This is a genomic window from Sorangium sp. So ce295, assembly GCF_051527405.1.
Classification (GTDB): domain Bacteria; phylum Myxococcota_A; class Polyangia; order Polyangiales; family Polyangiaceae; genus Sorangium; species Sorangium cellulosum_B.
On sequence record NZ_CP150324.1, the window covers coordinates 7,645,609 to 7,670,928 of the forward strand.

15 protein-coding genes are annotated in these 25,320 nt (G+C 73.6%); 4 read left to right on the forward strand and 11 right to left on the reverse strand.

Annotated elements, in window-relative coordinates:
• Positions 1-94 precede the first annotated feature (94 nt).
• On the reverse strand, positions 95-1,066 hold the full coding sequence (locus tag WMF11_RS28985) for a DNA-processing protein DprA (protein WP_437972990.1): 972 nt from the start codon (positions 1,064-1,066) through the stop codon (positions 95-97).
• A gap of 96 nt (positions 1,067-1,162) precedes the next feature.
• A complete protein-coding gene (locus WMF11_RS28990) occupies positions 1,163-1,912 on the reverse strand; it encodes a hypothetical protein (protein ID WP_437972991.1) in 750 nt (249 codons plus the stop codon).
• A 79-nt stretch (positions 1,913-1,991) separates the two neighbouring features.
• Here WMF11_RS28990 and WMF11_RS28995 point away from each other — a divergent pair, with 79 nt between their 5' ends.
• Positions 1,992-2,996 (forward strand): hypothetical protein, encoded by a 1,005-nt coding sequence (locus WMF11_RS28995; protein WP_437972992.1) that lies wholly within the window; start codon positions 1,992-1,994, stop codon positions 2,994-2,996.
• Positions 2,993-3,787, forward strand: a complete 795-nt coding sequence (locus tag WMF11_RS29000) for a glycerophosphodiester phosphodiesterase (RefSeq protein WP_437972993.1) — start codon at positions 2,993-2,995, stop codon at positions 3,785-3,787. Before WMF11_RS28995 ends, WMF11_RS29000 begins: the two co-directional genes overlap by 4 nt.
• 30 nt (positions 3,788-3,817) lie before the next feature.
• On the opposite strand, the gene WMF11_RS29005 is transcribed toward WMF11_RS29000, so the two are convergent.
• From WMF11_RS29005 to WMF11_RS29015, 3 genes are all read right to left on the reverse strand, one after another.
• Positions 3,818-5,308 (reverse strand): serine/threonine-protein kinase, encoded by a 1,491-nt coding sequence (locus tag WMF11_RS29005; protein ID WP_437972994.1) that lies wholly within the window; start codon positions 5,306-5,308, stop codon positions 3,818-3,820.
• Positions 5,309-5,469: 161 nt separating this feature from the next.
• Entirely contained in the window at positions 5,470-6,357 is an 888-nt protein-coding gene (locus WMF11_RS29010; protein WP_437541669.1) for a LolA family protein, read from the reverse strand.
• 197 nt (positions 6,358-6,554) lie between these two features.
• Entirely contained in the window at positions 6,555-8,471 is a 1,917-nt protein-coding gene (locus tag WMF11_RS29015) for an HTH domain-containing protein (protein WP_437972995.1), read from the reverse strand.
• 874 nt (positions 8,472-9,345) lie between these two features.
• Between WMF11_RS29015 and WMF11_RS29020 the strand changes: the two genes are divergently transcribed.
• Positions 9,346-9,738: a hypothetical protein gene (locus WMF11_RS29020; protein WP_437972996.1), complete on the forward strand. Its 393-nt coding sequence runs from the start codon at positions 9,346-9,348 to the stop codon at positions 9,736-9,738.
• 33 nt (positions 9,739-9,771) lie between these two features.
• On the opposite strand, the gene alaS is transcribed toward WMF11_RS29020, so the two are convergent.
• The 3 genes from alaS to WMF11_RS29035 form a co-directional block, all read right to left on the reverse strand.
• Positions 9,772-12,528 carry an alanine--tRNA ligase gene (alaS, locus tag WMF11_RS29025; protein WP_437972997.1) on the reverse strand — a complete coding sequence of 919 codons (2,757 nt, stop codon included), beginning with the start codon at positions 12,526-12,528 and terminating at the stop codon, positions 9,772-9,774.
• A gap of 161 nt (positions 12,529-12,689) precedes the next feature.
• Positions 12,690-13,529 (reverse strand): HEAT repeat domain-containing protein, encoded by an 840-nt coding sequence (locus WMF11_RS29030; protein ID WP_437972998.1) that lies wholly within the window; start codon positions 13,527-13,529, stop codon positions 12,690-12,692.
• Positions 13,530-13,793: 264 nt separating this feature from the next.
• Positions 13,794-16,001: a TIGR04551 family protein gene (locus tag WMF11_RS29035; RefSeq protein ID WP_437972999.1), complete on the reverse strand. Its 2,208-nt coding sequence runs from the start codon at positions 15,999-16,001 to the stop codon at positions 13,794-13,796.
• Between the two features lie 835 nt (positions 16,002-16,836).
• Between WMF11_RS29035 and WMF11_RS29040 the strand changes: the two genes are divergently transcribed.
• Complete coding sequence (locus WMF11_RS29040; protein ID WP_012237759.1) at positions 16,837-17,628, forward strand: OmpA family protein; 792 nt, start codon at positions 16,837-16,839, stop codon at positions 17,626-17,628.
• Positions 17,629-17,727: 99 nt separating this feature from the next.
• Here the strand turns inward: WMF11_RS29040 and WMF11_RS29045 are convergent, their stop codons facing one another.
• The 3 genes from WMF11_RS29045 to WMF11_RS29055 all read right to left on the reverse strand — a co-directional run bounded on the left by WMF11_RS29045 (position 17,728) and on the right by WMF11_RS29055 (position 25,267).
• Positions 17,728-21,603, reverse strand: a complete 3,876-nt coding sequence (locus tag WMF11_RS29045) for a protein kinase domain-containing protein (RefSeq protein ID WP_437973000.1) — start codon at positions 21,601-21,603, stop codon at positions 17,728-17,730.
• Between the two features lie 254 nt (positions 21,604-21,857).
• The gene (locus WMF11_RS29050; protein ID WP_437973001.1) at positions 21,858-24,821 is read right to left on the reverse strand and encodes a caspase family protein; all 2,964 of its coding nucleotides are present in this window, start codon (positions 24,819-24,821) and stop codon (positions 21,858-21,860) included.
• Complete coding sequence (locus tag WMF11_RS29055; protein WP_437973002.1) at positions 24,770-25,267, reverse strand: WD40 repeat domain-containing protein; 498 nt, start codon at positions 25,265-25,267, stop codon at positions 24,770-24,772. The genes WMF11_RS29050 and WMF11_RS29055 overlap by 52 nt, the downstream gene beginning before the upstream one ends.
• Positions 25,268-25,320: the final 53 nt, after the last annotated feature.

Here is a 25,320-nt window from a genome sequence, read left to right on the forward strand (position 1 = left end):
AGGATTGAAGGGCGCCCTTCGGTGCGAGGGAGGCCCCCCCGCGAGGAGGCTGCCACCCGAAACCGCACTGGGCAGGGTGAGCCGGCGCGCCCCTTCAACGAAGAGCCCGCCGAAACAACCCGGCGGGCCCCTCTACTACTACGGCCTGGAGCGTCAACGTCAAGAGTGCCTCCACGGCGCGTCTGGGCGGAAGCCCCGTCCTCTCGCAGACCTCATCCACGTGCGCCGGCCGGGCGTCCAGGGCGTCGAGGACCGCGCGTTCGGCCGCGCTCATCGACGGAGGTGGCCCATTTTCCTCGGGCAAAACGCCCGTCCGCGCCCCGAAGGCGGCCTCCGGGAGCGGGAGCGTGCCCCCGCCGGCCGGCCTGTTGCGCGCCGAGCGCCGCGCCCGCCGGCGGGGCGGCGGCGCCTGCCCCCCGAGGACGTCGATGACGTCGGCCGCGCGCGTGATGGGGCGCGCGCCGGAGACGAGCTCCAGCGCGCAGCCCACGCCGCGCGGGCTCCACGGGGCGTGGGGGACGACGCAGAGGTGGCGGCCGAGGCGGCGGGCCGCCGCGGCGGCGGAGCGGGCGCCGCTCTCGACCCCCGCCTCGACCACGACGGTCGCGAGCGTGAGCGCGGCGAGGACCGCGTTGCGCTGGAGGAACAGCGCCGGCAGCGGCGGCGTGTCGTCGGGGACGCGCGCGAGCAGCGCGCCGCCCGCGGCGAGGACGCGCGCGAACAGCGCCGCGTGCTCGCGCGGGTACGGGTGCGCGTGGCCTCCGCCGCCGACGACGACCGTCGGCGCGCGCGCGTCGAGCGCGCCCTCGTGCGCGGCCGCGTCGACGCCGCGCGCCCCGCCCGACCAGATCGAGAAGCCCGCCTCGCCGAGCGCCGCGGCGAGCGCGCGGGTGAACCGGAGGGCCTCGTCGCTCGCGGCGCGCGTCCCGACGATCGCGACGCCCGGGCACGCCGGGAGCGCGCCGCGGAGATAGAGCGTCGGCGGCGCGGCCTCGGTCTCCGTAACGAGGGCCCAGAGCTGCGCGGGGTAGGAGGGATCTGCGGGCTGGATCTCGATCGACGCCATACGCGGCGTGTCGACCGACGCCCGGGACGAGTTGCGCGAAATGAGGACCGCAGCACGAGGAGCGCGCGGCCGCCCGCGCCCGGCGCGGTCGCCGCGCTATCGGGGCGGCACGCGAGGCGCGGCGCTCGGCGGCGCCGTGTCAGGCGGGGTCGCGCCGGGCGGCGCGGCGCCGGGCGCCGGGGCCGGGCGCGCGCCCCGGAAGCCCTGGACGAGCACGACGCCCGCGCCGCGCCGCACCTGCGCGTGGAGCTCCACGGCGAGCGGCGCGGCGCCGGGCGCCGAGAGGCACGCTCCCCGGCCGCCGATCACCGCGACCGGCCCGCGGTCCGCGTCCTGGGCGACGATCTCGAGCGCGGGCGGCGCGCCCTTCGTGACGAAGAGATCGACCTCGATCACGCCGAGCCCGCCCTGCGCGATGAACACCGCGCACTCGTCGACACCGCGCGGGACGCGCACGGGGATCGCGGCGCTCTCCCCCTCCGCGATCGCGAGCGACACGACGTCGCCGAGGGGCGCCATGCCCCTCGCCTCCCCGCGCGCGGTGTTGGCGAGCGCGAGCGCCGTCACGCGCGGCACCGGCGCGCTCGCCGCGGGCCGCTGCTCTGCCGCGCGGCTCAGGAACAGGCGCGACGCCTCCGGGTCCAGCTCGGGCGCGTCGCGCGGAGGCGGCGGGTTCCGCGGCACGTCGGGCGGGGGCGAGGAGGCCGGCGGAGGCGGCGGGCTGGGGCGCAGGACCTCGGCGCGGCCTCCGCCGCAAGCCGACACTGCGAGCGCGAGCGACGTAGCGAGCAGGCGGCGCGCCGGCCCGAACGGATGCAGTTCGACGAGAGCGAGAGCGCGCCGCATCGCGCGGAGCCTACCAGAACGGCCGCGCCGCGCTCGGCCTGCGAGCGGCCGGCCGTGGGTCGTGCTACCCAGTCGCCCGATGAAACCCAGGGACATCGTCGTCGCGACGCATGGTCACTGCTTCGACGGCATGGCGAGCGCGGCGCTGTTCACCCGCCTGATGCAGGCGCTCCGCCCGGGCGAGCCGCTCGCGCTGCGGTACCGCTCCTGCGGGTACGGCCCGGGCATGACGATGATCCCGCCTTCGTGGCTCGACGGCGACGAGAACGCGATCCTCGACTTCCGCTACACGCCGACGAAGAAGCTGACGTGGTATTTCGACCACCACGTCACCGGGTTCGGCTCGGACGAGGAGCGCGACGCGGCGCTCGCCGGCGCGTCGCGCGCGAAGGTCGCGGGCGACGCGCCTCAGGTCTTCTACGACGCCGCCTACGGCTCGTGCACGAAGCTCATCGCGGACGTCGCGCGCGATCACTTCGGCGTCGAGATGTCCGGCGCCGATGAGCTCATCCGGTGGGCCGACCTCATCGACACCGCGCGCTTCCCCTCGGCCGAGGCCGCCGTGAGCCGGGAGGAGCCGATCATGCAGCTCGCCTCCGTGGTGGAGCACCACGGGGACGGGCCGTTCCTCGCCTCGGTGGTGCCCCGGCTCGTCGAGCGGCCCGTGAGCGAGGTGGCGCGCGAGGCGGACATCCAGGAGCTCTGGCGTCCCCTCTCCATCTCGCGGCAGACGTTCGTCACGCGCATCGAGCGCGGCGCGCGGAAGCTCGGCCGCGTGGTGCTCGTCGACCTCTCCGACGCGCCGCTCGAGGCGGTCGGCAAGTTCATGACGTACGCGATGTACCCGGACTGCGTGTACTCGGTCACGCTCTCCCGGCAGAAGCAGCACTACAAGCTCTCGGTCGGCTACAACCCGTGGTGCGGCGTCCCCCGCGATCGCGACATCGCCCCCATCTGCCGCCGCTACGAGGGGGGCGGGCACCCGGCGGTCGGCGCGGCGTCCTTCCCGCTCTCCGCGCTCGAGCGCGCGCGCGAGGCGGCCCGCGCCGTCGCCGAGGAGCTCGACGGGGAGCCCGCGCGGTGACCTGGGCCGAGCAGCGCTTCCGCAGGAGTGCGCGCGAGGCGGGGCGGGCAGCGTCATCACGCGCGCGGGCCACGCGCGCGCCGCTCCTCTTCGGGCACCGGGGCGTGCGCGGCGAGGGCGCCCCCGCGGAGAACACCCTCGCCGCCTTCGAGGAAGCCGCGGCGCAGGGGGCCGACGGGATCGAGCTCGACGTGCGGCTGTGCGGCTCGGGCGAGCTCGTGGCGCTGCACGACCCGGACCTCGCGCGGGTGACCGAGGGCGCGGACCCGCGCGCCGCCGCGGCGCTCCCCTGGGACGAGCTCCGGCGGGTCGACCTCCGCGGCGACCGGGTGCCGCTCCTGTCCGAGGTGCTCGCGTTCGCGCGCGGCCGGCGGCTCGCCGTCAACATCGAGATGAAGCGGGACGTGCCCGATCGCACCGCCGTCGTGCTCGCGACCGCGCGGCTCGTGCGCGCCTGGGATCCGCGCCACGCCTTGCTCGTCTCGTCGTTCGATCCGGTCATGATCGCCTCCCTCGGCGCCCTGGTGCCGGCCGTCCCGCGCGCGCTCCTCGTGCACCGGAGCCGCTACCACGACGCGGCCGTGCGCCTCGCGCCGGCGCTCGGTGCGCTCGCCGCGCACATCGAGCGGACGATCGCGTCCCCCGAGCGCATCGCGCTCCTGAAGCGGCAAGGCCGCGTGATCAACGTGTGGACCGTGAACGACCCGCGGGAAGCGCAGGACCTCGCGGCGCTCGGCGTCGACGGGCTCATCACGGACGCGCCGCGCCGCATCCGCGACGCGCTCGCGTAGCCGGCTTCGTCGGACCGGCGCGGCCGCGCGCTACCTTCGCTGCCAGGGATCGATGATCTCGCGCGACCGGCGCGGGCTCCGGCGCGGGGCCGACGGAGCCGGCGGGGCCTTTCGCTCGGCGGACGCCGCCGGCTCCGCCGTGGCCGCGAGCAGCGCGGCGTCCGCGGCGGGCACGTCCTCGGCCAGGGGCAAGCGTGCCATCACAGGCGTCGATGCGCGGACCACCTGCAGGGTCGGCGCAGCCGAGCTCACGCTCTCGGGCTCGATCGGCGCGGCCACGTGGTAGGGCGCGGCGCCCTCCACGCCGACGGGCCGCAGCGCCGTGACCGCGACCGTCGCGCTGATCGCGGACAGCGCGCCGCACGCCACGAGCCAGCGGAGCGTCGCGCTCGCGTGAGGCCTTCGGTCCACGCGCACCTCGCCGGCCGCTGCCGCCGTCAGCGTGCCGGGCTGGGACGGATCGGCCAGCGAGGCGAGCGTGTCCTGCCGCGGGCGCGGGCCCTGGTCCCCGGGTCGGGAGAGCGGGGCGAGCTCCCCCGAGCCCTCCAAGTCGCCGGTGCCGCCCGGAGACAGCCCGAGCAGCGTCCCCGTGCGCGACGTCACAGGCGCCGGCCGCAACGTCACGGGCGCCGGCGCCGGCGCCGAGGGCACGGGCAGCGGGATGCCCGGATCGCCCATCGCGACGACGAAGGCGTGCACCATCTCCTGCGCCGACTGGAACCGCTGGGCTCTGTCGCGCGAGAGGGCGCGCAGGAAGAAGACGTCGAGATCGGCCGGCACGTCGGGCGCGAGGTGCGTCGCGAGCGGGATCGGCTCGCAGAGGATGCGCGACAGGACCGCGCCGAGCACGTCGCCCTCGAACGGGAGCTTGCCCGTGACCGCGCGGAAGAGGATCACCCCGAGCGACCACAGGTCGCTCCGCGCGTCGAGGTTCCTGTCGCCGCGCGCCTGCTCCGGGCTCATGTAGAACGGCGAGCCCAGGAGCTCGCCGGTCCTCGTGGTCTCGTCGGTGAGGAGCTTGCCGGTGAGCTGCTTGGCGATGCCGAAGTCGAGGATCTTGACGATCTCCTCGTCCTCGTCGACGCGAGAGAGGAACAGGTTGCCAGGCTTGAGATCGCGGTGGACGAGCCCGGACTCGTGCGCGCGGCGCAGCGCCTTGCCGGTCTGGATCGCGATGCGCGCCGCCTCGGCGAGGGAGAGGCGGCGGACGCGCCTCAGGCGACGGCTGAGATCCTCGCCCCGGAGCAGCTCCATGACGAGGTACGGGACAGCCCCCCAGATCCCGTAGTCCTGCACGCTCACGACGTGCGGGCTACCGAGGTTCGCCGCGGTCCGCGCCTCGCGGTAGAAGCGCGCGCGGAACTCCGGCGAGGCCGCGTGCTCCGGATCCATGAACTTGATCGCCGCCGGCGCCCCCAGCTGGAGGTGCCGGGCCAGCCACACCGAGCCCATCCCGCCCCGCGAGAGCGGCCCCTCCAGGCGGTATTTGTCGCCGACGATCGTTCCCGGCTCAGCGTCCATCGCCGACTCCTCCCGCCACGGCGAGGTGGATTGCGTCTGTCTAGACGTTCGAGCGAGCGGCGTCCACGCCATCAGGCGAGCGCTGCCGTACGCCGGCGGGCGCCAGCCACGATGGCCTTTGTCCTTTCAGGAGCCGCCTGAGCGCGCCTGCTCAGAGCACCTTAGTCCTGGCAGTCGACATGACGGCGGACGACGCCGCCCGGGACCGGCTGCGTGAACGCCCCCGAGATGAGGGGCGGATTCCACTTCGCCTCCTTGTACTGAAAGATCACGTCGTCCTCGGTGTTGGGCACCCGCATGCGGATCGAGCGGGGGATCTCGGCCAGGCAGGCGCCGCCGCTCGGCGGGATCGGATCGTCGATCCCCTCCGGATCGACGCGCGGCGGCGCGGTGCGGATGGCCTCGTGATGGCTCAGCTCCACGTGATAGAGGTCTGTCCCGCGCTGGGCGACACGGACCTCGCGGACGCGCAGGCGCTGCTGGCTCCACGGCGCGAGAAAGTCGCGGGGGTGCGGCTCGAGGTGGATCTCCTCCACGGCGTCGCGGGAGCCCTGGATCAGCACACGGTAGAACCCGTCGCCGTCCCAGGCGATCGAGGCGCCGCGCGGCTCGTGAGCGAGCACCGGCGCCTCGCCGCGGAGCAGCGAGACGAGGGCGTGCCCGGGGATGGGCACCCGGGTGAGCCGCGCCAGGTTGCACGCGCTCGCGGGCCCGTGCAGGAGCTGCTTCTCCCCGACATCGAGCATCTGGAACTGGGTGCCATTCGACGTGAGCGTGAAGAGCGTCGCGCCGAACGGGCTCACCACGTCGAAGCGCACCCGATCCGGATTGACCGCGAGGATGTACATGTCCCCGCGGAGCCGCCCCTGGCGCGAGAAATGGTCGACCTTGGCGGTGCCCTGGACGCCGTTCACGCAGGCATAGGAGGCCTTCATCCGGTCGAGCGCCGCGTCGGCGGTCGGGAACCGGGACGCGGGCGGATCCACGGAGGCACAGCCGGTCACGAGCACGGCGAGGGACGCGGCCCAGGCGATCGCGCGATGGCGCATGGGCGCGGACGCTGGCAAGGATCGCCGAGCCCGTCAACCGCGGAAGCGGCGCCGAGCCCGTACACCGCCGGAGCGGCGCGAGCGGCGCGGCCGTGGAGGAGGGTTGTCGAGGGAGGGCCGAGGGCCCAGGAGACGGCGGCGGGAGAGCCGCGCGTCCGGCCCGGAGCGAGCCCCCGGCCGGACGCGCGCGAGCGGGATCAGGACGCCCGGAGCGCCTCGAGCAGATCGACGTCGGGGATCGCGACCGGGAGGCGGGCGCGGAGGACGGCGACGTCGTTGTCCTCGCAGAGGCGGGCCACCGCGAGCCCATCGAAGAGGGAGATGGGCGCGGTCCCCACGATCGCGGCCTCTTCGCGCGCGCCGGAGAGCATCTGACCGGCGGTCAGGATCCAACCGGCGGTCGCGGGGCCGTAGTGGTGGAGCGAGCCGCGCAGCTCGGTGACCCGCTCGCGGCCGACCTCGCGGCCGTCCCGCCGGATGACCAGCGCGATCTTGATCTCGTCACCCGCCGTGCGGAGCGCGCCGGAGAAGTGGCTCTCGCCGCCCGGCGCCCCGGCGCGGCGCACCGCGCGCAGCTGGCCGATGCCGATGCGCTCGAGGGCGAGGACGCAGATCTCGACGAAGGCATGGCCCGGGAGCTCGGAGAGCTTGCGCACGAAGGCGCGCCGCGCGGCGTCGCGGTAGCGCTCCACCGCCGCGAGCGCCTCCTGCTCCAGCCGCGCCAGGTCGCCCGGCAGCAGCCAGTCCGTCAGCGCGATCCTGCCGCCGGCGAAGCGGAAGCGGGGCCGCTGCCCCGCGGCGGTGCGGCGCGCGTTGTCGGCGCGCACGGCGGCCGCGACCTGGGACTGCACGAGCTGCACGTCGCCGGCGAGGCGGCCGCGGCGCTGCGCCGTCTCGGCGATCTGCCGGAGCGAGACCGCGCCCGCGTTCCGATCGAAGGTCGAGAGGATGCCGGCGACCGCATCGGCGAGATCACGGCCGGCGAGGTCGTCGAGCGCGTGCCCTTCGCCGCCCGTGAGCTCGATGACCTGCGGACCGCGGTAGACGGGCTCGGCGCCGAAGCTGTCGGGGCGGTCCGCTCGATCGATGCGCTCGGCCCGGTCGGTGCGCTCGACCCGGTCGGTGCGCTCGCCCCGGTCGGTGCGCTCGACCCGGTCGGTGCGCTCGCCCCGGTCGGGACGATCGAAGCGCTCGGTCCGGTCGGAGCGCGGCGGCTCGCGGCCGTTCTCGCGCCGCGCCTCGAACACCGGCGTCGCGACGTAGGAAGGCAGCCCACCGGTGCTCGGGTTGGCCTCCGCGGTCCCGCGGCCACGGCGGCGACGGCGGCGGCGGCGACGGCCCTCGCCCTGCTCGCCCGACGAGCCGGGCGTCGCGCGGTCGTCGCCGCCGAGGATCGGCTGATCGTCGTCGTCCTCTTCGTCGAAGAGCTCCGCGGCGCCGGCGACGGCCTCGGCCCGCATCGCCTCGTCCGGGCCCGGCGGCTCCGCGTCGTCGAGCTCGCCCTCTTCCTCGTCGATGTACGTGCTCGCGGCGCGCGGGGACGACGGCGTCGGCGGCGGTACGGGCTCGCGCGCTGCCGCGATCTCCACGCCGTTCAGCCCGGCCGCGCTCGTCGCGCCGGCCGCGACCTTCTCGTCGTCCTCGTCCTCATCGTCGATCGCAGGCGCGGCCTGCGCCGCCGCGTCCGCGGCTCCGCCCTCGACCTCGACCGCGCCGCTCTCCGCCTCGAGCTCCGCGGGAGCGCCAAGATCGCTCTCCTCCACCGCGTCGTCGTCGGCGCCCGCGTCGAACAGGGTCGGCTGCTCCTCGTCCTTGCGCGCCTTGGCCGCCTCGGGCTTTCCGCCGCGCTTCGCCTTCTTGCCGTCGAGCCCGGACTTGATGGTCTTCTCGTCCCACTCGCGCAGCGCGAACACGCCCGGCTTCACGCGCACCAGGGGGTTGTCCGCCGTGTCCTTCTTCAACGTCGCCGCCAGGCGGGCGCCCATCGTCACCTCTGGGCTCTTTCCAACGTGGCTAAGGAGGTTCTTCTCGATCGCGATATCGGTAATCTCTTTATAGTGAAGCGGTCTACCGATGAGGCGAAGCACCTCGGCGGCTGCATCCGTGAACGTCATCTTTGTTCGCCCTTCGGGCGCGCCGCCCGGCGGGCGCCCTCGTCGTCCCCATCGCGGCCGCCCCGTCCAAAGTGGCTGACGAAGCGCGCGGGATACCCCACCGCAGCCGGGAAACGCACATTCGCTCCCACTCGACCACGACGCGCGGAACGGCCTGCTCGTAGCACGCTCGGAAACGGCGGTCAACGGGACGCGCGATCCGGCTCAGGAGAAGCCGCTGACCGACCTCTAGGGCACGGAACCTGGGGGCGGGCGGCGCGATGCCCGGATCGACCGGGCGCCGCGCCGAGGCGAGCGCGCGGCGGCCGGAAGCGGCAGGCTGGATGAACGATGAACGCTCGGCGCGCAGTCAACCAACGGCGCGCGCGGGCCCCTGGACGAGCATCGATGTGGCTCGTGAGCGGATGTCGGCCAGTCCGGAGCACGGGAGAAGATCGAGGGAGAAGCGGAGTTGATGCGTCGATCTGTTGAGGTGTCGAGTGCGTCGAGATGTCCGGGAGTCCAGGAGTCGAAGGCTCTCCCTCGACTCAACCCATCGCCGCACGACGGCACCACCACCGCGCGGCCGAGGAGCGCTATGCGATGATGGAGGAAGCGATTGACCGGAGCGCGCCGGACGGACCGGGCCTCACCGTACATGACCACGCGTAATCGTGCGTAACCGTGCGCAATCATGCGTAACCGCGCGTAATCATGCACAACGACAGGTAACCGCGTGTAACCGGGCGCGGACGGGCGCTCCCGGACGGCGCGCCGCGATCGTCAGGCGGTCGTCACGGCCGCGGCTCGCCCGGCCAGCGGTGGCGCGGCGCGGCGCGGGCAACAGCGCTTTTGCGCTTTGCCATCTGCCGGACAGGAGGGTTACGCTGGGTGGGTGGAGCTTTCGCGGTTGCTCGACGAGCTCACCCTGGCGGCGGACAAGGTCGGCATCGCCGTCAGGATGGAAGCGTTCGATCCGCACCTGTCGGACGCGCGCAATCCGCGGGGCGGGCTCTGCACGGTGCTCGGCCGGCGGATCATCCTGGTCGACGCCAACGCGTCGCTGCCGGATCGCATCGCCACGGTCGCGGCCGCGCTCGCGCGCGTCGATCTGGAGTCCGTGTTCCTGCCGCCGATCGTTCGCGCGACCATCGGCGCTCACGCCCGCGGCGCGCGGCCCCGGGTGGCCGCGCCGGGCGAGCCAGCGCGGCTGCCGGCGCGCCCCGCGCGGGGCGGGAAAGCCGCGAAGCTGCTCCCGCTCGCCCGCACCAAGTGGCGTGACGCCTGAACGACTGTCCCGGCAGGGCGCAGGCAGCGCGCGCTACGACGCGAGCGCCCGCTCGACCTCGGCGTAGAGCGCCGCGATCGCCGCGTCGAGCTGCGCCACGTCGGTCCCGCCGGCCTGCGCCATGTCCGGGCGGCCGCCGCCGGAGCCGCCCACGATGCGGGCGATCGGCTTGATGAGCTCGCCGGCCTTGAGCCGCTCGGTGGCCGCCTTCGAGAGCATCACGGCGAGCTGCGCCTTGTCGCCCACGGCCGCGCCCAGCAGCACCGCCGAACGATCGCCGAGCTTGTCGCGCAGCTTCTCCGCGAGATCGCGCAGAGCGCCCGGGTTGGTGCCGTCCGGCACCCGGCGCGCGAGCACCTTGATCCCGCCGATGTCCCGGGCGCCGTCCAGCATCGCGTCGATGCCGCCACCGCCGCCGCCGCCCTGCGCGGGGCCCGCCCCCTCCAGGATCCGGCGCTCGAGCTCGGCGACCTTCTTCTCGAGCTCCCGCTCGTGCGCCACGATCTTCCCGATCTTCTCGGCGAGATCGCCGCCCTGCGCCTTCGCGACCTGGCGCGCCCGGGCGAGCTCGGCCTCGACGCCCCGCGCGTACGCGAGCGCGTTCAGCCCCGTCGACGCGAGGATCCGCCGCACGCCCGCGGCCACGCCGCCCTCGCTCGTGATCTTGAACAGCCCGATGTCCCCCAGCGCGCACGCGTGCGTGCCGCCGCAGAGCTCCACCACCTCGGGCGTCATCGTGAGCATCCGCACCGTGTCGCCGTACTTCTCCTCGAAGATCGCCATCGCGCCCCGCCGCCGCGCCTCGTCCATCTGCAGGATCTCGGTCGTCACCTTCGCGTTCGTCAGGACCTTCTCGTTCACCAGATCCTCGATCCGCGAGATCTCCTCGCGGGTGAGGGGCCGGTTGTGCGTGAAGTCGAAGCGGAGGACGTCCGGGCCGACCCGCGAGCCCTTCTGCTGCGCGTGCTCGCCGAGCACCTTGCGCAGCGCCCAGTGCAGGACGTGCGTGGCCGAGTGGTTGCGCCGCGTCGCCGACCGCGCCGCGTGGTCCACCGCCAGGTGGACGCGCTGCCCCACGGCGAGCGCCCCCTCGCTGACCACGCCCTCGTGCACGACCAGCCCGGCGAGCGGCTTCTGCGTGTCCTTCACCTCGACGCGCGCCCCGTCCGCCGTCGCCTCGCCGACGTCGCCGACCTGGCCGCCCGACTCGGCGTAGAACGGCGTCTCGCGCACGACGATCTCGACCGTCGCCCCCGCCTCCGCGCGCTCGACCAGCGCACGGACTTTGCGCGCCCGGTCGCCTTCGCCCTGGACCTCGACCCGGACGATCGCGACGATCTCGCTGTCGCCCTCCTCGTGCTCGTAGCCCGTGAACACCACCGGCTGCGCGAGCTTGGCGCGGGCCTCGCGGTGCGCGGGGTCCACCGCGGCGGTCGGATCGATCGGGCCGTCCGCCTCGCCGGCGCCCTTGATGATCGCCTCGGCCCCCTGGACGTCGACGCCGAAGTTCGACTCGGCGGAGATGACCTGGGTCAGATCGAGCGGGAAGCCGTAGGTGGTGTAGAGATCGGCCGCGGCGGCGGCCGGGAGCGTCCGCTCGCCGGACGAGCGCATCTCGTCGAAGCGCTCGTCGAGGATCTTCATCCCGCGCTTCAGCGTGGAGCGGAAGCGGACCTCCTCGTCCTCGGTGACGCGGGCGATGAGCTCTCGCCGGTCGCGGAGCTCCGGGTACGTCTCGCCCATCCGGCGGACCACCTCGAGCGCGACCTCATGCAGGAACGGCCGCTCGATCCCGAGCCGGTGCCCGTGGCGGATCGCGCGGCGCATCACCCGGCGGAGCACGTACTCGCGCCGCTGCTTCTCGGGCATCACCCCCTCGGCCATCAGGAACGCGGCCGTCCGCGCGTGATCCGCGATGACCCGCATCGACACGTCGTCGTCGGCGCTGCCCCCCGTGTACGGCTTGCCGCTGAGCTCGGCGGCCTTGTCGACGAGCCCGCGGAGCAGGTCCGTGTCGTAGTTCGACGTCACGCCCTGGAGCACGCTCGCGAGCCGCTCCAGGCCCATGCCGGTGTCGATGCTCGGCGCCGGCAGGGGCACGAGCGGGCCGTCCTTCTCGGCGCGCTCGTACTGCATGAACACGTTGTTCCAGATCTCGGTCCAGCCGGTGCCATCGATGCGCGGCTCCTCGCCGAAGCGCGCGACGTCGGGCTCCTTCCCGTGGAAGAAGTGGATCTCCGAGCAGGGGCCGCACGGGCCGACGTCACCCATCGTCCAGAAGTTGTCGGCCAGGCCGAGCCGGAGGATCCGGTCGTCGCCGAAGCCCGTGACCTTGCGCCAGATCGCCGCGGCCTCGTCGTCGGCCGGGAAGCCCCCCTCGCCGTTGTAGATGGTGACAACGAGCCGCGACGGCGAGATATCGTAGACCTTCGTCAGGAGCTCCCAGGCGAAGGCGATCGCGTCTTCCTTGAAGTAGTCGCCAAAGCTGAAATTGCCGAGCATCTCGAAGAACGTCTGGTGGCGCGCGGTGACGCCGACGTTCTCGAGATCGTTGTGCTTGCCGCTGATCCGGATGCACTTCTGGCTCGAGGCGGCGCGCTGGTACGGGCGCCTGTCCTTGCCCGTGAAGACGTCCTTGAACTGCACCATGCCCGCGTTCACGAACATCAGCGTCGGGTCGTTCTGGGGCACGAGCGGCGCGCTCGGGACGATCTCGTGCCCGCGCTGGGCGAAGAACTCGAGGAATGTGCGGCGGAGCAGGTCGGAGCTGGCAGGCGTTGCGATGGACATAGGAGGACGCGCGGTCTAGCACGACCGGAGAGCGGCTTCCGCCTGCTCGACGCGCGCCCGCGGCGCCCGCCGCGGAAGACGCGCGCGCCGGGCCGGTTTGCGCCGGGCCGGTGCGCGAGCCGGCGCGCGCCGGCCCACGCCGGCGAGGCCGGACCGCCGGGTCAGCGGCCGGAGGCGACGACGCTGCTGCCGGAGGCGGCCTCGAGGGCGAGCGGTGCCCTCTGGAGCGCGCTCTCGATCGCGCCCGCGACAGCGTCGCTCTGCAGCTGGGCGAGCTCCCTCAAGCCCTGGGCGCGCTTCGCCTCGCCGAGCGCCTGGGCCGAGCCGGTCATCGAGCCCTTCAGCGTCTGGCTCGGCATCTCGCGGATCACGTACTCGACCTTGGCGGCAAAGCCGACCCCGTCCGCCCCATGGCGCTTGCTCAGGTGCGTGACCGAGCCGTCCAGCGTGAAGGCCGGCAGCTTGCGGCTCTTGCCTTCCGCAGCCAGGTCCGTGCCGTCGGCCACGATCTCGATGTCGGCGAACTGCGCCACGCGGTTGCGCGTCTGCTGCTTGAGCTGCGGTCCGAGCTTCGCGTCCTTCACGCCGGAGCGGTTCTCGAACTTGCCCAGGCTGACCAGGAAGCGCGCCTTGGACGACGAGCGCGACAGCTTCTCGATGGCGGCCTGGATCGGGCGCTTCAGGTTGGGGGCAGGCTCGAGGTTGAGCGCCGCCCTGAGCGCCGGGACCGCCGCGGGGTTGCCCAGCGCGCCGAGCGCCGCCGCGGCCGACGCGCGCACCGCCGGGTGCGGATCCCTGAGCGCCTTCTCGAGGGCAGGCCGCGCGCCGGGGCTCTTCGACCTGCTGAGCGACAGCGCCGCCGCGACACGGAGCCGATAGTCCTTGCCGACCGCGATGTCGCGGAAAGCGGACGTGTCTGCGTCCTGGGCGACGGACAGGGCGGTCGACCCGAGCACCATCGACGCCGCCAAGAACATCGCAATGAAGAGACGACGAACCATCACGTCCCTCCGGAGAACGGCGGCTCGCGCCACCCGCTCTCCTCGGTGAACCAGGGAAGTATCGCGACGCGCCTGGCGTCCAGACAATCCTATCCTTGGCCAGGACGGTCGCGAGATCAAGGGCTGTTTGGCCCCGGATGGCTCATGCAGGACTCATGACGAGAGCGACGACGTCGCCGTTTCGCGCCGCTTCGCCGCCCCGAGCGCTCATTTCCAGACACACGGCGGCGCGCGAGGCTGGCTGAGCGCTGGGCGGGTTCGGGCTCAGAAGAGGATACCGAGATACCAGCGCACCGTCTGTGCGGTCTCGAGATCGATCTTCTGGACCGCGTCTTCACCCCTGAGCTGGCCGAGCCCGCCGAGAGGAAACAGCACGCCGTACTGCACCGCCGTGTAGAAGCCGCCCATCTTGTCGGGGTCGTCGTTGAGCGTCCCGTCCTTCGACTGGAAGTACAGCTGCGCGTTCAGCTCGATGCCGAGATCCCGGGAGTTGCCGGGAGCCTGGAGGAACTCGGAGGCGCGGCTCCAGATGGCCGCGGCGCCGAGGCCGGCGCGCTGGCCGTTCTTGTCGCGGGCGAAGTCCCAGTCGACGCCAGGGCGGAAATAATACGCGCCCTGGACCCGAGAGAGGATGTTCCTGAAGAGGATCTGGTCGACCCGGTAATCGGGGTGGAAGCGGAATGTCGAGTAGGTGCGATCGGTCGAGCTCTGGGGATCCATGGCCCCGAGCTGCGTCCCCCGCGGCTCGAGGGCGGGCGCGTCGTCGTCGCCGGTCGCGTACCCGAAGCCGAAGTGGACGCGCAGCCGGCCCTCCATCTCGGTGAGCTCGGCCTGCGTGGCGAGCCCGAACTGCCGGACGCCCCAGCCGGTGTCCTTCGGCGAGATGACGTTCGCATAATCGCTCTCGTTCTGCCCGCGCAGATCGAGCGATCCGTAGATCATCGCCGCCTCGAGCTCGAAGCGGAACTTCTTGTAAAGGAGCTGGAACCACACGTCGGGGATGATCATCTCCGCACCCCGATGCACGTACCCCGCAGCGACGTTGTCGGCGCTCTGGCCGAGCGCCGCGGACGGGGCGGTGGTGGTGGTGTCGCCGGCGGTGACGTCGTTCGCCAGCGTCTGCTGCCGGTAAGCGAAGTAGACACCGCCGTTCATGACCATGTTGCCGCGGGCGAGCTCGAGCTTCTGGAGCTCGGGATTCTTGCGGCGGACGGCGACGAACACGTACTGATCGACGTCATCGGACTGGGCGAGGTCGTACGGCTGGCCCTCGAGGTCCTGGATCGACGCGCTCGTCGCGCCCTCGTTGGCCCAGTCCCACGCGCCGGCGAAGTAGATGTCGTATTTCTTGATGCCCGTGACGAACATCAGCCGGTCGACGGTCGACTGGTAGTCTGAGTCGTACCCGTCACCGCTGTTCGCCACCATCCCGAGGCCCCAGTGGTTCGGCATGCGGCCGAAGCGGAGGAGACCGACGGGGGTCATGTACTCTCCCCAGATCCGCTTGACGGAGATGGAGTCCTTCGTCGAGTTGACGCCGGCGCTGGGCGCCCACTGGGTGCTGGAGAAGGCCCCGAGCGGCGAGTAGCCGCCCCGGCGGGCGACCTGGTAGCCGCCGCCCGCCGCCGGCTGGTTGGCGTAGCCGTCCGGGGTCGAGCCGAGCACCACGTTGTCGAGGAGATCGACCTGAGTGAGGATGCGCAGGTTGTCGCTGATGTGCAGCTCGGGATTGAGGCGGAACCGCATGTTCGCGCCGGCCTGGGTGTCGTTCTTGCACGAGTCGAACGACCGGGTGCCGCCGCTCGTGGTCTCGCTCGGGTTGCAGAGCGAGACCGCGTTCCCCTTGTAGGAGTTGTCGGCCGGCTGCGGCCAGAGCGCCTCATCGCGGAGGCCGATGCGGCCGAGGGCGAAGCTGTTGAAGAGCTCCCAGCGGAGCCGGTAGTAGCCGTGGAACTCGAACGTCGGTCGCGCGTGAGACCACCAGTCCTCGGCGTAGACCTCGCTGGGCCGGGCGCCGATCTCCGCCTGGATCGCCTGCCGCTCGGGCTGCTCGGCCGCCGCAGCCGCTGCGGGCGCCTCCGAGGCCGCCGGCGTGGCCGGCTGTGGCGTGGAGGGAGCGGCCGTGTCGGCCGGCGGCAGGAGCGGCTGGCGCGCCGCCGGGGGTTCGGGCGTGTCGGCGCCGGCCGGCGCGGCGCCGGGCTGCGCAGGCGTCGCGCCGGGCTGGGCCGGCGCGGCGGGCGGCGCTGCGGCGGGCGGCGCTGCGGCGGGCTGGGCCGGTGCGGCGGGCTGCGCTGCGCCGGACTGCGCTGCGCCGGGCTGGGCCGGCGCGGCGGGCTGGGCCGGCCGGCGTGCCGGCTGGGCGGACGCGGAAGACGCGCCCAGCACGAGCGCGAGCGCGAGGCCCGACCGGAGGCGACGGCGAGGGGTGCCAGGGCGGCACGACGTACCCGGAGACCGCGACGAGATGGGCATCTGCTTGGTTTCGTTCGCGCGTTTTCGCCCCGCGCGCAGGAAGAGGTTGAAGATCCGAGCTCTCGGTGGCCCGGAGGCCGGGGGCCGATGTCTCACGCCCGGCCTGTGTGGTCAAGGCACCGCTCGGCCCCATGCCCTGGAACCCGGTCACGGATGCACACCCGGGACGCATCGGAGCAGGGGCCCCCCGGCCACCCCAACCCCGGCCACCCCAACCCCGGTCGGCTGGCAGGGACGGCTAGCGGGGCCTCCTCAACCTCAGTCAGGGTGGCGGGGCCGGCCCAACCTCGGTCGGGTCCGCCTCAACCTCGGTCGGGTCCACCTGCTAGCGGGGCCACCCCAACCCCGGTCGGCTGGCAGGGACGGCTAGCGGGGCCTCCTCAACCTCAGTCAGGGTGGCGGGGCCGGCCCAACCTCGGTCGGGTCCGCCTCAACCTCGGTCGGGTCCGCCTCAACCTCGGTCGGGTCCACCGGTCCGCCTCAACCTCGGTCGGGGCCTCAACCTCGGTCGGGTCCGCCTCAACCTCGGTCGGGTCCGCCAGGTCCGCCTCAACCTCGGTCGGGGTGGGCAACGCGCTGACGAAGCCAAGACGCACCAGCAACGCCCGCGGCTGCGCCGCCGCCGGCGTCCCCGCTCGCGCCAGCGCCGTCGCCGGCCGCGCCGCCGCCGCTCTCACCTGCGCCGCCGGAGCCCCGATCCCGCCTCACCTGCAGCGCACGGCCGCGCGGACGGGGGGATCTCGCCGTCCTCCCCTCTGGATCTCTCGCCCGAGCTGAGCGACGCTCTCGCCCGCAGCATCCCGCTCCCGCCGACGGAGCCATGGAGAAAGCGCTCATGAACCGGACACTCATTGCACTACCCCTCGCGCTGTCGTCGCTGCTCGCCGCGGGCTGCGGCCACTCCGAGCAGGAGTGGAAGTCGCAGCTCGACAAGTACAACCAGCTCCAGAACCGGAGCCAGAAGAGGGAGGCCGAGCTCGAGAAGGAGCTCGCCGACGCGAAGCAGCGCGTCGAGGAGCTCGAGAAGAAGCTCGCGGACCAGGGCGCCGACATCTCGAAGATGAGCTCGACGCTGGAGGACCGCGAGAAGGCGCTGGCCGAGTACAAGGCGCGCGCGAAGCAGCTCGAGGCGATCCAGGCGCGGTTCGACCTGCTCCGGAAGAAGCTCGAGGAGCTCGTCAAGCTCGGCCTGGAGGTCCAGGTCCGCAGGAACCGGATGGTCATCTCGCTGCCCGGAGACGTCCTGTTCGACTCGGGCAAGGACACGCTGAGCAAGGACGGCCAGCAGATCCTGAAGAAGATCTCGGACGTCATCCGGGGCGACAAGTCGCTCGTGGACCGCGACTACCAGGTCGCCGGGCACACCGACAGCCAGCCCTACAAGAGCGGCCCGTTCCAGGACAACTGGGGGCTGTCGCTGATGCGCGCCCGGGCCGTGCTGCTGTTCCTGATCGGCAAGGAGGGCCAGCTGCCGACGAGGCACTGGAGCGCGGCCGGGTTCGCGGACACGGACCCCATCGCGAGCAACAACACGCCGGCCGGCAAGCAGAAGAACCGCCGGTGCGACCTGATCGTCCTGCCGGACGTCGACGAAATGCTCGACCTGACGAAGCTGGCCACGAAGTAAGCGCCGGCAAGCGAGGGGCCCGCGGCGCCGACGGCGGTGCGCCGCTTCGTGCGCCACGGGCTCACCAGCCTCGTTCGATCCGCGAGCAGCGCGAGGGGCTCAGCCGCCGAGCCACTGCCGCGCGAGCTCGAGCGTGCGGGCGTTGTCCGGCACGTCGCGGAGGAAGCGCTCGCGCCAGGCCGGATCGCTGAGCTGCTCGGCGCGCGCGAGCAGCGCCGTCCTGGCCGACGCGATCGCTGCCTCGGCCTCGGCGCGCCTCCCGCTCGCGGCGAGCGCCTCTGCATAGGTCAGGCGGACGAGCGACTCGCCCTCTTCCAGCGTGCCGAACTCCGAGAGCCGCGCGCTCGCCTCGGCCGCAGCACGCATCCCCTCGTCGGTGCGCCCGCGCCCGAGCAGCACGCGAGCGAGGATGGAAAATGCCTGCACACCCAGGGTCGGCGCGCTCTCGAAGAGCGCGATGGCGGCGCGCGCCTCGCGCTCGGCGGCCTCGAAATCGCCCATGGCGAGGACGATCTTCGCCAGGTAGCAGCGAGCGAAGAGCTCCGTGCGCACCATGCCGGTTCCCTGGCTCGACGCGACCGCCTCCTCGGCGAGGGCCCGCCCCTCGGCGAGCTGACCACGGTACCCGAGGACCTGCGCGAGGTTGGCCTGCCCAGAGACCTTCAGCTCGTCCAGGTGCATCCGGTCGGCCGCCTCCATCGCTACCCGCAGCATCGACAGGGCCGTCTCGAAGTCGCCGAGCTCCATGCACACGACGCCCAGGCTCGTCCGGGCGCTGAGCGCGTTGCGATGATCGCCAGCCTGCTCGAAGGCGAGCAGCGCGGCTTCCTGGCTGCCGGCACAGGAGCCCAGGTCGCCTCTGCACATCTCATAGGCCGCGCGCGCGTCGTGGAGGTGCGCGACCACCTCGATATCCCTCGTCTCCGCGCTCGCGAGGGCGCGCTGCACCACATCGAGCAACGCGGCGCCTTCGGCGTACCGCCCCCCAAGCGCCAGCGCGTTTGCGCCCGTGGACAGGCAGCGGAGCTTCGCGCTCTGCGCGTCGCCGGAGGCGGCCACGCCCACCGCCTCGTTCATCCAGCGTTCGACCTCGTCCAGCCGACCCAGCTTGGACGTGGCCCATACCAGGGGGATGATGGCCGAGAACCACGTGGCCGAGCCGCGCTCCACCAGGCCCAGCGCCTCGCTCCCCCGCTCCGCGGAGAGCGCGAGATCGCCGCGCCACACATGAGCCTCCGCCTGGACCCAGCGGAGCCTGCCGGCGGCGTCCCCGGCCGCGCCGCAGCCGAGACCCCGGTCGGCCCGCGCGATCGCCGCGTCGAGATCGCCGCCGCGGAGCGCCTCCTCCGCCGCGCGCAGGTACGCCTCCGCCGCCCGCGCCGGCGCGCCGCCGAGCTCGAAGTGCTCCGCCAGCACCGTCGCGTCCGCACCGCCACCGCGGGCCAGCCAGTCGCCCGCAAGGCCGTGCCCGACGCGGCGGTCGCGCTCGGTCAGCATGCCGTAGGCCGCCTCCCGCACCAGCGCGTGCCGGAACTCGTATTCCACCTCGCCCGCGACCCGCGCCTCGCGCCGCCGCACCAGCAGCTCCCGCCGCCCCAGCTCCGCGAGCGGCTGTGCCACCGGCGCCCCGCCCACCAGGGCCGCGATGGCACCTTCCCACGACGTCTCGCCGAACACGCTCGCCGCGCGCAGCACCCGCCGCTCCTCCACGCCCAGCGCCTCCAGCCGCGCCTGCACCATCGCCAGCGCCGTCTCCGGCATCCCCTCGCCCCGCCCCTCGGCCACCGCGCGGATCTGCTCCTCCAGCACGAACGCGTTGCCCTCGGCCCGCGCCAGCAGCTCGTCCACCTGCGCCGCGCTCACGCCGTCGCCCAGGACGTCCCGCACCAGCCGCTCGCTCGCGCGCCGGGGCAGCGCCGCGAGCCGCAGCCGGAGCCCGACCCGCTGGCGCCAGAGCCCCGGAAACAGCTCCTCCACCTCGGGGCGCGCCAGCGCCAGCACCAGCAGCGGCAGGTCCCTCGCGTGCTGGAGCGCCGCGTCGATCAGCCGCACCGTCGGCAGGTCGCCCCAGTGCAGATCCTCCAGCACCAGCAGCACCGGCTGCCGCTCGCACTCGGCCCGAACGAAGTCCTCGAACGCCTGGCGGATGCGGTCGCCCATCAGCACCGGGCTCTGACGCGCCGCCTGCAGCTGCACATCGCCCTCGTCAGGGAACGGCGCCCCCACCAGCTCGCCGAGGAACGCCGCCACGTGCGGCCCCTTGCTCCCGAGCCCGTCGAGCCGTTCTACCCGCGCCAGCACCTTGCTCCGCCGCACCTCCAGCGCCTCGCCGTCGAGCAGCCCCATGGCGCGGCGGAGCGCCTGGGCGAGCAAGCCGAACGCCGAGCCGGCCGCCATCGGATCGGCCCTGCCGATCCAGACCTCGGCGGCCTCGCGCTGCTCCTCGATGACGCGCAGGAACTCCCAGGCGAGGCGCGACTTGCCCATGCCCGCGGCCCCCACGACGACAACCGCGCTCGCGGCGGGCTCGTCCACGCAATGGCGCCACTCGGCCGCGAGCTGCGAGAGCTCTCGCTCGCGCCCCACGCACGGCGTCGGCTTCCCGAGCAGCCTCGGCACCGTGTCCGGCTCCTCCTTCCGGCCGCGCAGCCAGCATCCTTCGGGCCCCCGCGCCGTATCGAAGCGGCTCGCGAGCAGGCTCGCCGTCGCGCTGTCGAGCCGGATACCCCCGGACGGCAGGCCGTCGCGCCCCACGATCAGCTGGGCCACCCGATCGACCAGCTCACCGACAGGCAGCCTCCCCTCGATCTCCGCCAGCCCCGTCGCGACCGACATGGGCACGCCGCCAACCACCGTCCGCAGCGCGAGCGCGCAATGGGCCGCTCGCACCGCGAGGTCCGTCGGAGACTCGGCCCCCGACAGCGCGATGAGCAGCCACTTCGACTGCAGAACATCGAGCCTCCCCCCGTGGCGCGCCGCGATGTCCCGCAGCGCCTGGGCCTGCGCGACCCCGTCGGCCTCCGCCAGCGTCGCGCCGGTCTCCTCGCTGCCATGGGCGGCCAGGATGACGCACATGACCCGCCGCTCCGACGTCGTGATCTCCTCGCCGGGCGCGCGCGGCGCCGCGACCGCGCTCCCTCCCGCGGCGAGCCCCTCGCGGGCGAAGACGGCCAGCTCCGCCGCGACGGCGGCGCCGTCGCGCGGCCGGTGCTCCGCCGACTTCGACAGCATCCGGGCCACGAGGCGCTCGAGCGGCTCGGGGATGCCGTCGCGCAGCTCCCCGAGCCGCGGCGCCTCCTCCAGCACGACCTTCACGAGGAGCGACAGCAGGTTGTCGCCCAGGAACGGCCGGCGCCCCGCGAGGCACTCGAACAGGACGCACCCGAGCGCGAACACATCCGCCCGGGCGTCCACCGGCGCCTCGCCGCTCGCCTGCTCGGGGGCCATGTACCCGGCCGTCCCGAGGATCGCTCCGGGCGCCGTCAGGCTCTGCGTGAGCCAGAGCTCGCGCGCGATGCCGAAGTCGAGCAGCGTCGCTCGCTCGACCGCGCCGCCCACCAGCATCAGGTTGCTCGGCTTCAGGTCGCGGTGGACGATGCCCTGCTGGTGGACCCCGCCCAGCGTCGTCGCCACCTGCGCCGCCAGCGTCACGCTCTCCGCCATCGAGAGCGGTCCTTGAGCGAGCCTCTGCTCCAGCGTCACGCCCTCCAGCCACTCCATCGCCAGGTACGGCTGTCCTGCGCCCGTCGTCCCGTGCGCCACGTACCGCACGACCCCTGGCAGCCGGAGCGTGACGAGCGCCTTCGCCTCCCGCGCGAACCGGCGCAGATCGCCCGCGCTCGCGCCTTGGAGCACCTTCAGCGCGACCGCCTCCCCCGACCGCCGGTCCCGCGCGCGATAGACGTCCCCCATCCCGCCGGATCCGGCGAACCGCTCGATCTCGAACCGATCCTCGACCACGTCCAAATCGCGCATTGCGTCTGCGATGTCGTTCACACGGGCCTCCAGCGACGGCCCTCACCCGCAGGATCACGGTGCCCTGTCGGGAGCTAAATGTAATTTACACCACGATCGCCCCGGCGTGTGGCCTATCTCGGGCGCCTGGATCGCAGAGCGACCCCAACGCGCTCTGGTGCTCGGGCGCCCGGGGACATTCGCGACGACAGCGCGTTCCGGTGCCCGGGCACCGAGCACCTGGCCCGCCGCGCAGGGCAGCGCGCGGCGCGATCTCAACCGCCGAGTCGGATCCGGAATGTCGAGGCAGGCTCGTGTCCGCACGCCGTTCCCGGCCGGCAAGGCTCGACCTCGACGCGGTACTCGCCGGGCTCGTGATCCTCGAGCGGCACACGGAGGCGCTGGACCTGGCCGCCCTTCCATGGCCCCGGCGCGAACACCTCGGGCCGCGCCGCCGGAGGCGCCCTGTCGACAGCGTACACGCCGATGCGCACGGACTCCGTATCTTGGCCAAAGGCGATCTCGACCTCCAGGGTCCCGTCGATCCGGCGCCCGAGCGCGGTGAGCTGCCTTGTCCCGACGACCGTCGCCTTCACGCGCGCGAGCGTGGTGCCCGAGGCGGCGGCCTCCTCGCTCGTCATCACCTCGGGCGCCTCGGCGGCCCCGCGCAGCGGCCACGCGAGCGGCAGCTTATCGAGCCCGCCGAAGAGGCGCGGGCGCTGCGCGTAGGTGCGGCCCTGCGCCCGGTTGAACGCCAGGCCGAGCGTGACCGCCTCGCGCTCGGGATCCACGGCCGCCGGGTCGGTCCAGGCCCCGGCGAGCGCCTGCGTGAACACGCCCCCGCGTGGCGTCTCGGCGGCGTCGCTGCCGGCGCTGGCCGCGGTGACGACGCCGATGCGCTCGCTGCGGTCGTGCTCTACCCCGAGATCCTCGGGCAGCGAGAAGGCGCCGGCGCGGCCCGCGTCGAGGATGACCAGCACGCGTCCCGCCTTCGAGGCGGCGATGGCCTGAAAGAGACGCGCGGCGGGCAGCGCGTTGCGAGGATCGGCGGGCCTGGCGGGGTCGTAATCGATGGGCAGGAGGAAGCCCTCGCCGCGCTGGTCGAAGCCGTGACCGGCGAAGTAGACGAGCAGCGTCTCCCCCTCGGCGGCGCCGGCGAGAAAACCGGTCACGGTCGCCTCCAGGCTGGCCGCGTCGAGGTCCGTGGAGGCCTGGATGCGGTCGTCGTCGAGGGCCCAGCCGTCGCTGCGCTGCAGGGCGCGGCGCATCGCGTCCACGTCGGCGAGCGCGCCCGGGAGGCGCTTGACGCCCGGGGCGCGGTACGCGGCGTTGCCGATCAGCAGGGCGCGCGGGCGGAGCGCGCCGGCGCGGAGGTCGGGCTCGGGCCGGATGTCGGCGCGGGCGCTCTCGCCGCCGGGGCCGAGCACGTCGAGGCGGTGGGGCGCCGTGGACCGATCGCCGAGGAGGAGCTCGACCTCGTACGCGGACAGGGCGGTCGGGCTCGGGGTCACGCCGCGCACGTCCCAGCGGCCGTCGAGGCGCACGCGGGGGACGCCGCGCGGGGAGAAGACGGTGGCCCGGACGAGGACGTGCCCCTCGGCGGTGCGCGTCGCCGACGGAGGGCTGACGCCGAGGTGGGGGAGCCCGCCGAGCGTCGTGACCATGCGGGTGGCGGGGTCCTCGAAGCGCAGGCCGAGGGCGGCGCCGCTGCCGGAGCTGATGAAGCGGCCGTCGGCGAACGCCGTGGCCCAGCTGCCGTCGCCGAGCGGGAGGAGGTGGGCGACGAGGTCGCCCGACGGGAGCGCGCGCACCGAGACGCGGCCGTGGCCGAGGGCGGCGATGAGGTGCTTGCCGTCGGGCGTGGCGGCGAGGGAGTGGATGGGCGCGTGCTCCTCGATGCGGAGCGGCGCTGCGGCGGCATCGGCGTGAATCGACCAGCGGGCGAGCACTTCGTCGGCACCGCCGGCCCAGAGGTGCTCGGGCGTGAGGACCAGGGAGGAGACCTGGCCCTTCAGCCCTTCGAAGCGGCGGGGCAGGACGTCGCCGGTCTCGGCGTCACGAAGCGCCACGGTGCCGTCGGTGCCAGCTTCGCCGAGCCAGCGGCCATCGGGGCTGTAGGCCAGCGCGTTCACGCTTTCTCGAGGCTTTACCGCCTCTGGCCAGGATGCGTTCCGGTCTTCCTGGAGAAGGCTCACCCGGCGCACACCTCCGATCCTGCCGGCGACAACCACCTCGGGGCGCACGGGAGCCACGGCGAGAGCATAAAGCTCCTGCTCCCCGGAGAGGAGCGTGGACCGCTCCCCTTTGCCCAGCGGCAAGCGCGTCAGATCCCCCGCGCCATCGGCCGACAGGACGGACATGCCATCAGGGCTCGGGCGGATCGCCCAGGGAAAACTTCGCAGCTCGCCAATCCCCCGAGGGGAAGCGCTGGAGACGCCGGACATCGCGACGACTGCGTTGTCGAGGCCTCCCGAGGCCCAGCCGCCGTCGGGCAACGCGGCCAGCGCGGTCACCTCGCCCGCGTGTGCGGTCCACCGGTTCAAGAGCGACCATGTGGCCGTCGACCACGTGCTGACGTTGCCGGCGCCGTCGCCGACGAGCACCGTTTGCCCCGCCGCCACGCTGCGCATCCGCCGCTGCGGGCTCCCCAGCTGCCGCACGGCGAGCTGGCGATCCGCGCCCGTGCAGTCCGCGACCCGGGCCAGCGCGACCGAGCCATCGTCGCCGGCCACCGCGAACCACGTCCCTGAGGGGTCGAACGCAGCGGCGAAGAGGCTTCCCGACCGCTTCAGCTCGCACCGGAGCGACCTGTCGGCGAGCCGGAAGAGGCGAGCGTTGCCCGCATCGTCTCCGGCGAGGAGCAGATCGCGCCGCGGGCTGAGGGCGAGCGCGTACACCCAGCGTTCCTGCGGGCCGAGTCGCTCGAGCGCGCGGCCGGGCCGAAACAGCATCACCTCGCCTTCACCGCCGAGCGCAAGGAGGCCGCCGGGCAACGCCGCCGCGCTCGCGGCGTCGTACTGGGCTGTCACGGCCTGTTGCCCCTTCCACACCACGACACCGGCGTTCCCGCCCGCGAAGGCGCGCCCGTCGTCGAGGTAGCCCGTGGCCCACACGGCGCTGCTCTCGCCACGGCGTGCCAGCGCGTCCTGCTCGAGGGTGGCTGCGCCCGAGCCCAGCTCCCAGGCCCTCACCCTTCCGGAGAGCGTACCGACGAGGAGCTCGCCTCCATCCGGTCGCACGCTGAGCGAATTGACGGGATCGGTCGGGCGCAGGGCTCCGAGCCGCCGCCGCTCTTGCGGTCCCAGACGAAGACCTCGCCGCCCCAGCCGCCGCTCACCACCCCGCGCCCGTCGGGCAGGAACGCACAGCCACGAACCCATCCGCCGTGCCCCTCCAGCCGCTGGACGACCTGGCCGGTCGCCACATCCCAGACGAGCAGCACCCCATCCTCGCCTCCGGACACGATTTGCCGACCGTCCGGCGAGAACGCCAGGCAGTTGACCTTCGCGAGGTGCCCCTCGGGCTTCGCCAGCCGCGCCCCCGGCGGCGGCCAGACCTCCGGAGGAGCGGCCGCCTGCTGCTGCTGCTGTGGCGCCGGCGGCGCGCTGCCGCAGCCCACGATCGCTGCCGCCACGGCGATTGCGCCCAGCCCCGCCGCGCCGCTTCCGAATCGCCCGTTCGACATTGCCACGCATCCTATCGCATCGAGCTTCGCCGCCGCCGGGCGAACGCAGCGGA

Coding starts and splice junctions, on each gene's coding strand:
- WMF11_RS28985 (WP_437972990.1), bottom strand. CDS start 1,066: ATGGCGTCGATCGAGATCCAGCCCGCAGATCCCTCCTACCCCGCGCAG.
- WMF11_RS28990 (WP_437972991.1), bottom strand. CDS start 1,912: ATGCGGCGCGCTCTCGCTCTCGTCGAACTGCATCCGTTCGGGCCGGCG.
- WMF11_RS28995 (WP_437972992.1), top strand. CDS start 1,992: ATGAAACCCAGGGACATCGTCGTCGCGACGCATGGTCACTGCTTCGAC.
- WMF11_RS29005 (WP_437972994.1), bottom strand. CDS start 5,308: ATGGACGCTGAGCCGGGAACGATCGTCGGCGACAAATACCGCCTGGAG.
- WMF11_RS29010 (WP_437541669.1), bottom strand. CDS start 6,357: ATGCGCCATCGCGCGATCGCCTGGGCCGCGTCCCTCGCCGTGCTCGTG.
- WMF11_RS29015 (WP_437972995.1), bottom strand. CDS start 8,471: ATGACGTTCACGGATGCAGCCGCCGAGGTGCTTCGCCTCATCGGTAGA.
- alaS (WP_437972997.1), bottom strand. CDS start 12,528: ATGTCCATCGCAACGCCTGCCAGCTCCGACCTGCTCCGCCGCACATTC.
- WMF11_RS29030 (WP_437972998.1), bottom strand. CDS start 13,529: ATGGTTCGTCGTCTCTTCATTGCGATGTTCTTGGCGGCGTCGATGGTG.
- WMF11_RS29035 (WP_437972999.1), bottom strand. CDS start 16,001: ATGCCCATCTCGTCGCGGTCTCCGGGTACGTCGTGCCGCCCTGGCACC.
- WMF11_RS29040 (WP_012237759.1), top strand. CDS start 16,837: ATGAACCGGACACTCATTGCACTACCCCTCGCGCTGTCGTCGCTGCTC.
- WMF11_RS29045 (WP_437973000.1), bottom strand. CDS start 21,603: ATGCGCGATTTGGACGTGGTCGAGGATCGGTTCGAGATCGAGCGGTTC.
- WMF11_RS29055 (WP_437973002.1), bottom strand. CDS start 25,267: ATGTCGAACGGGCGATTCGGAAGCGGCGCGGCGGGGCTGGGCGCAATC.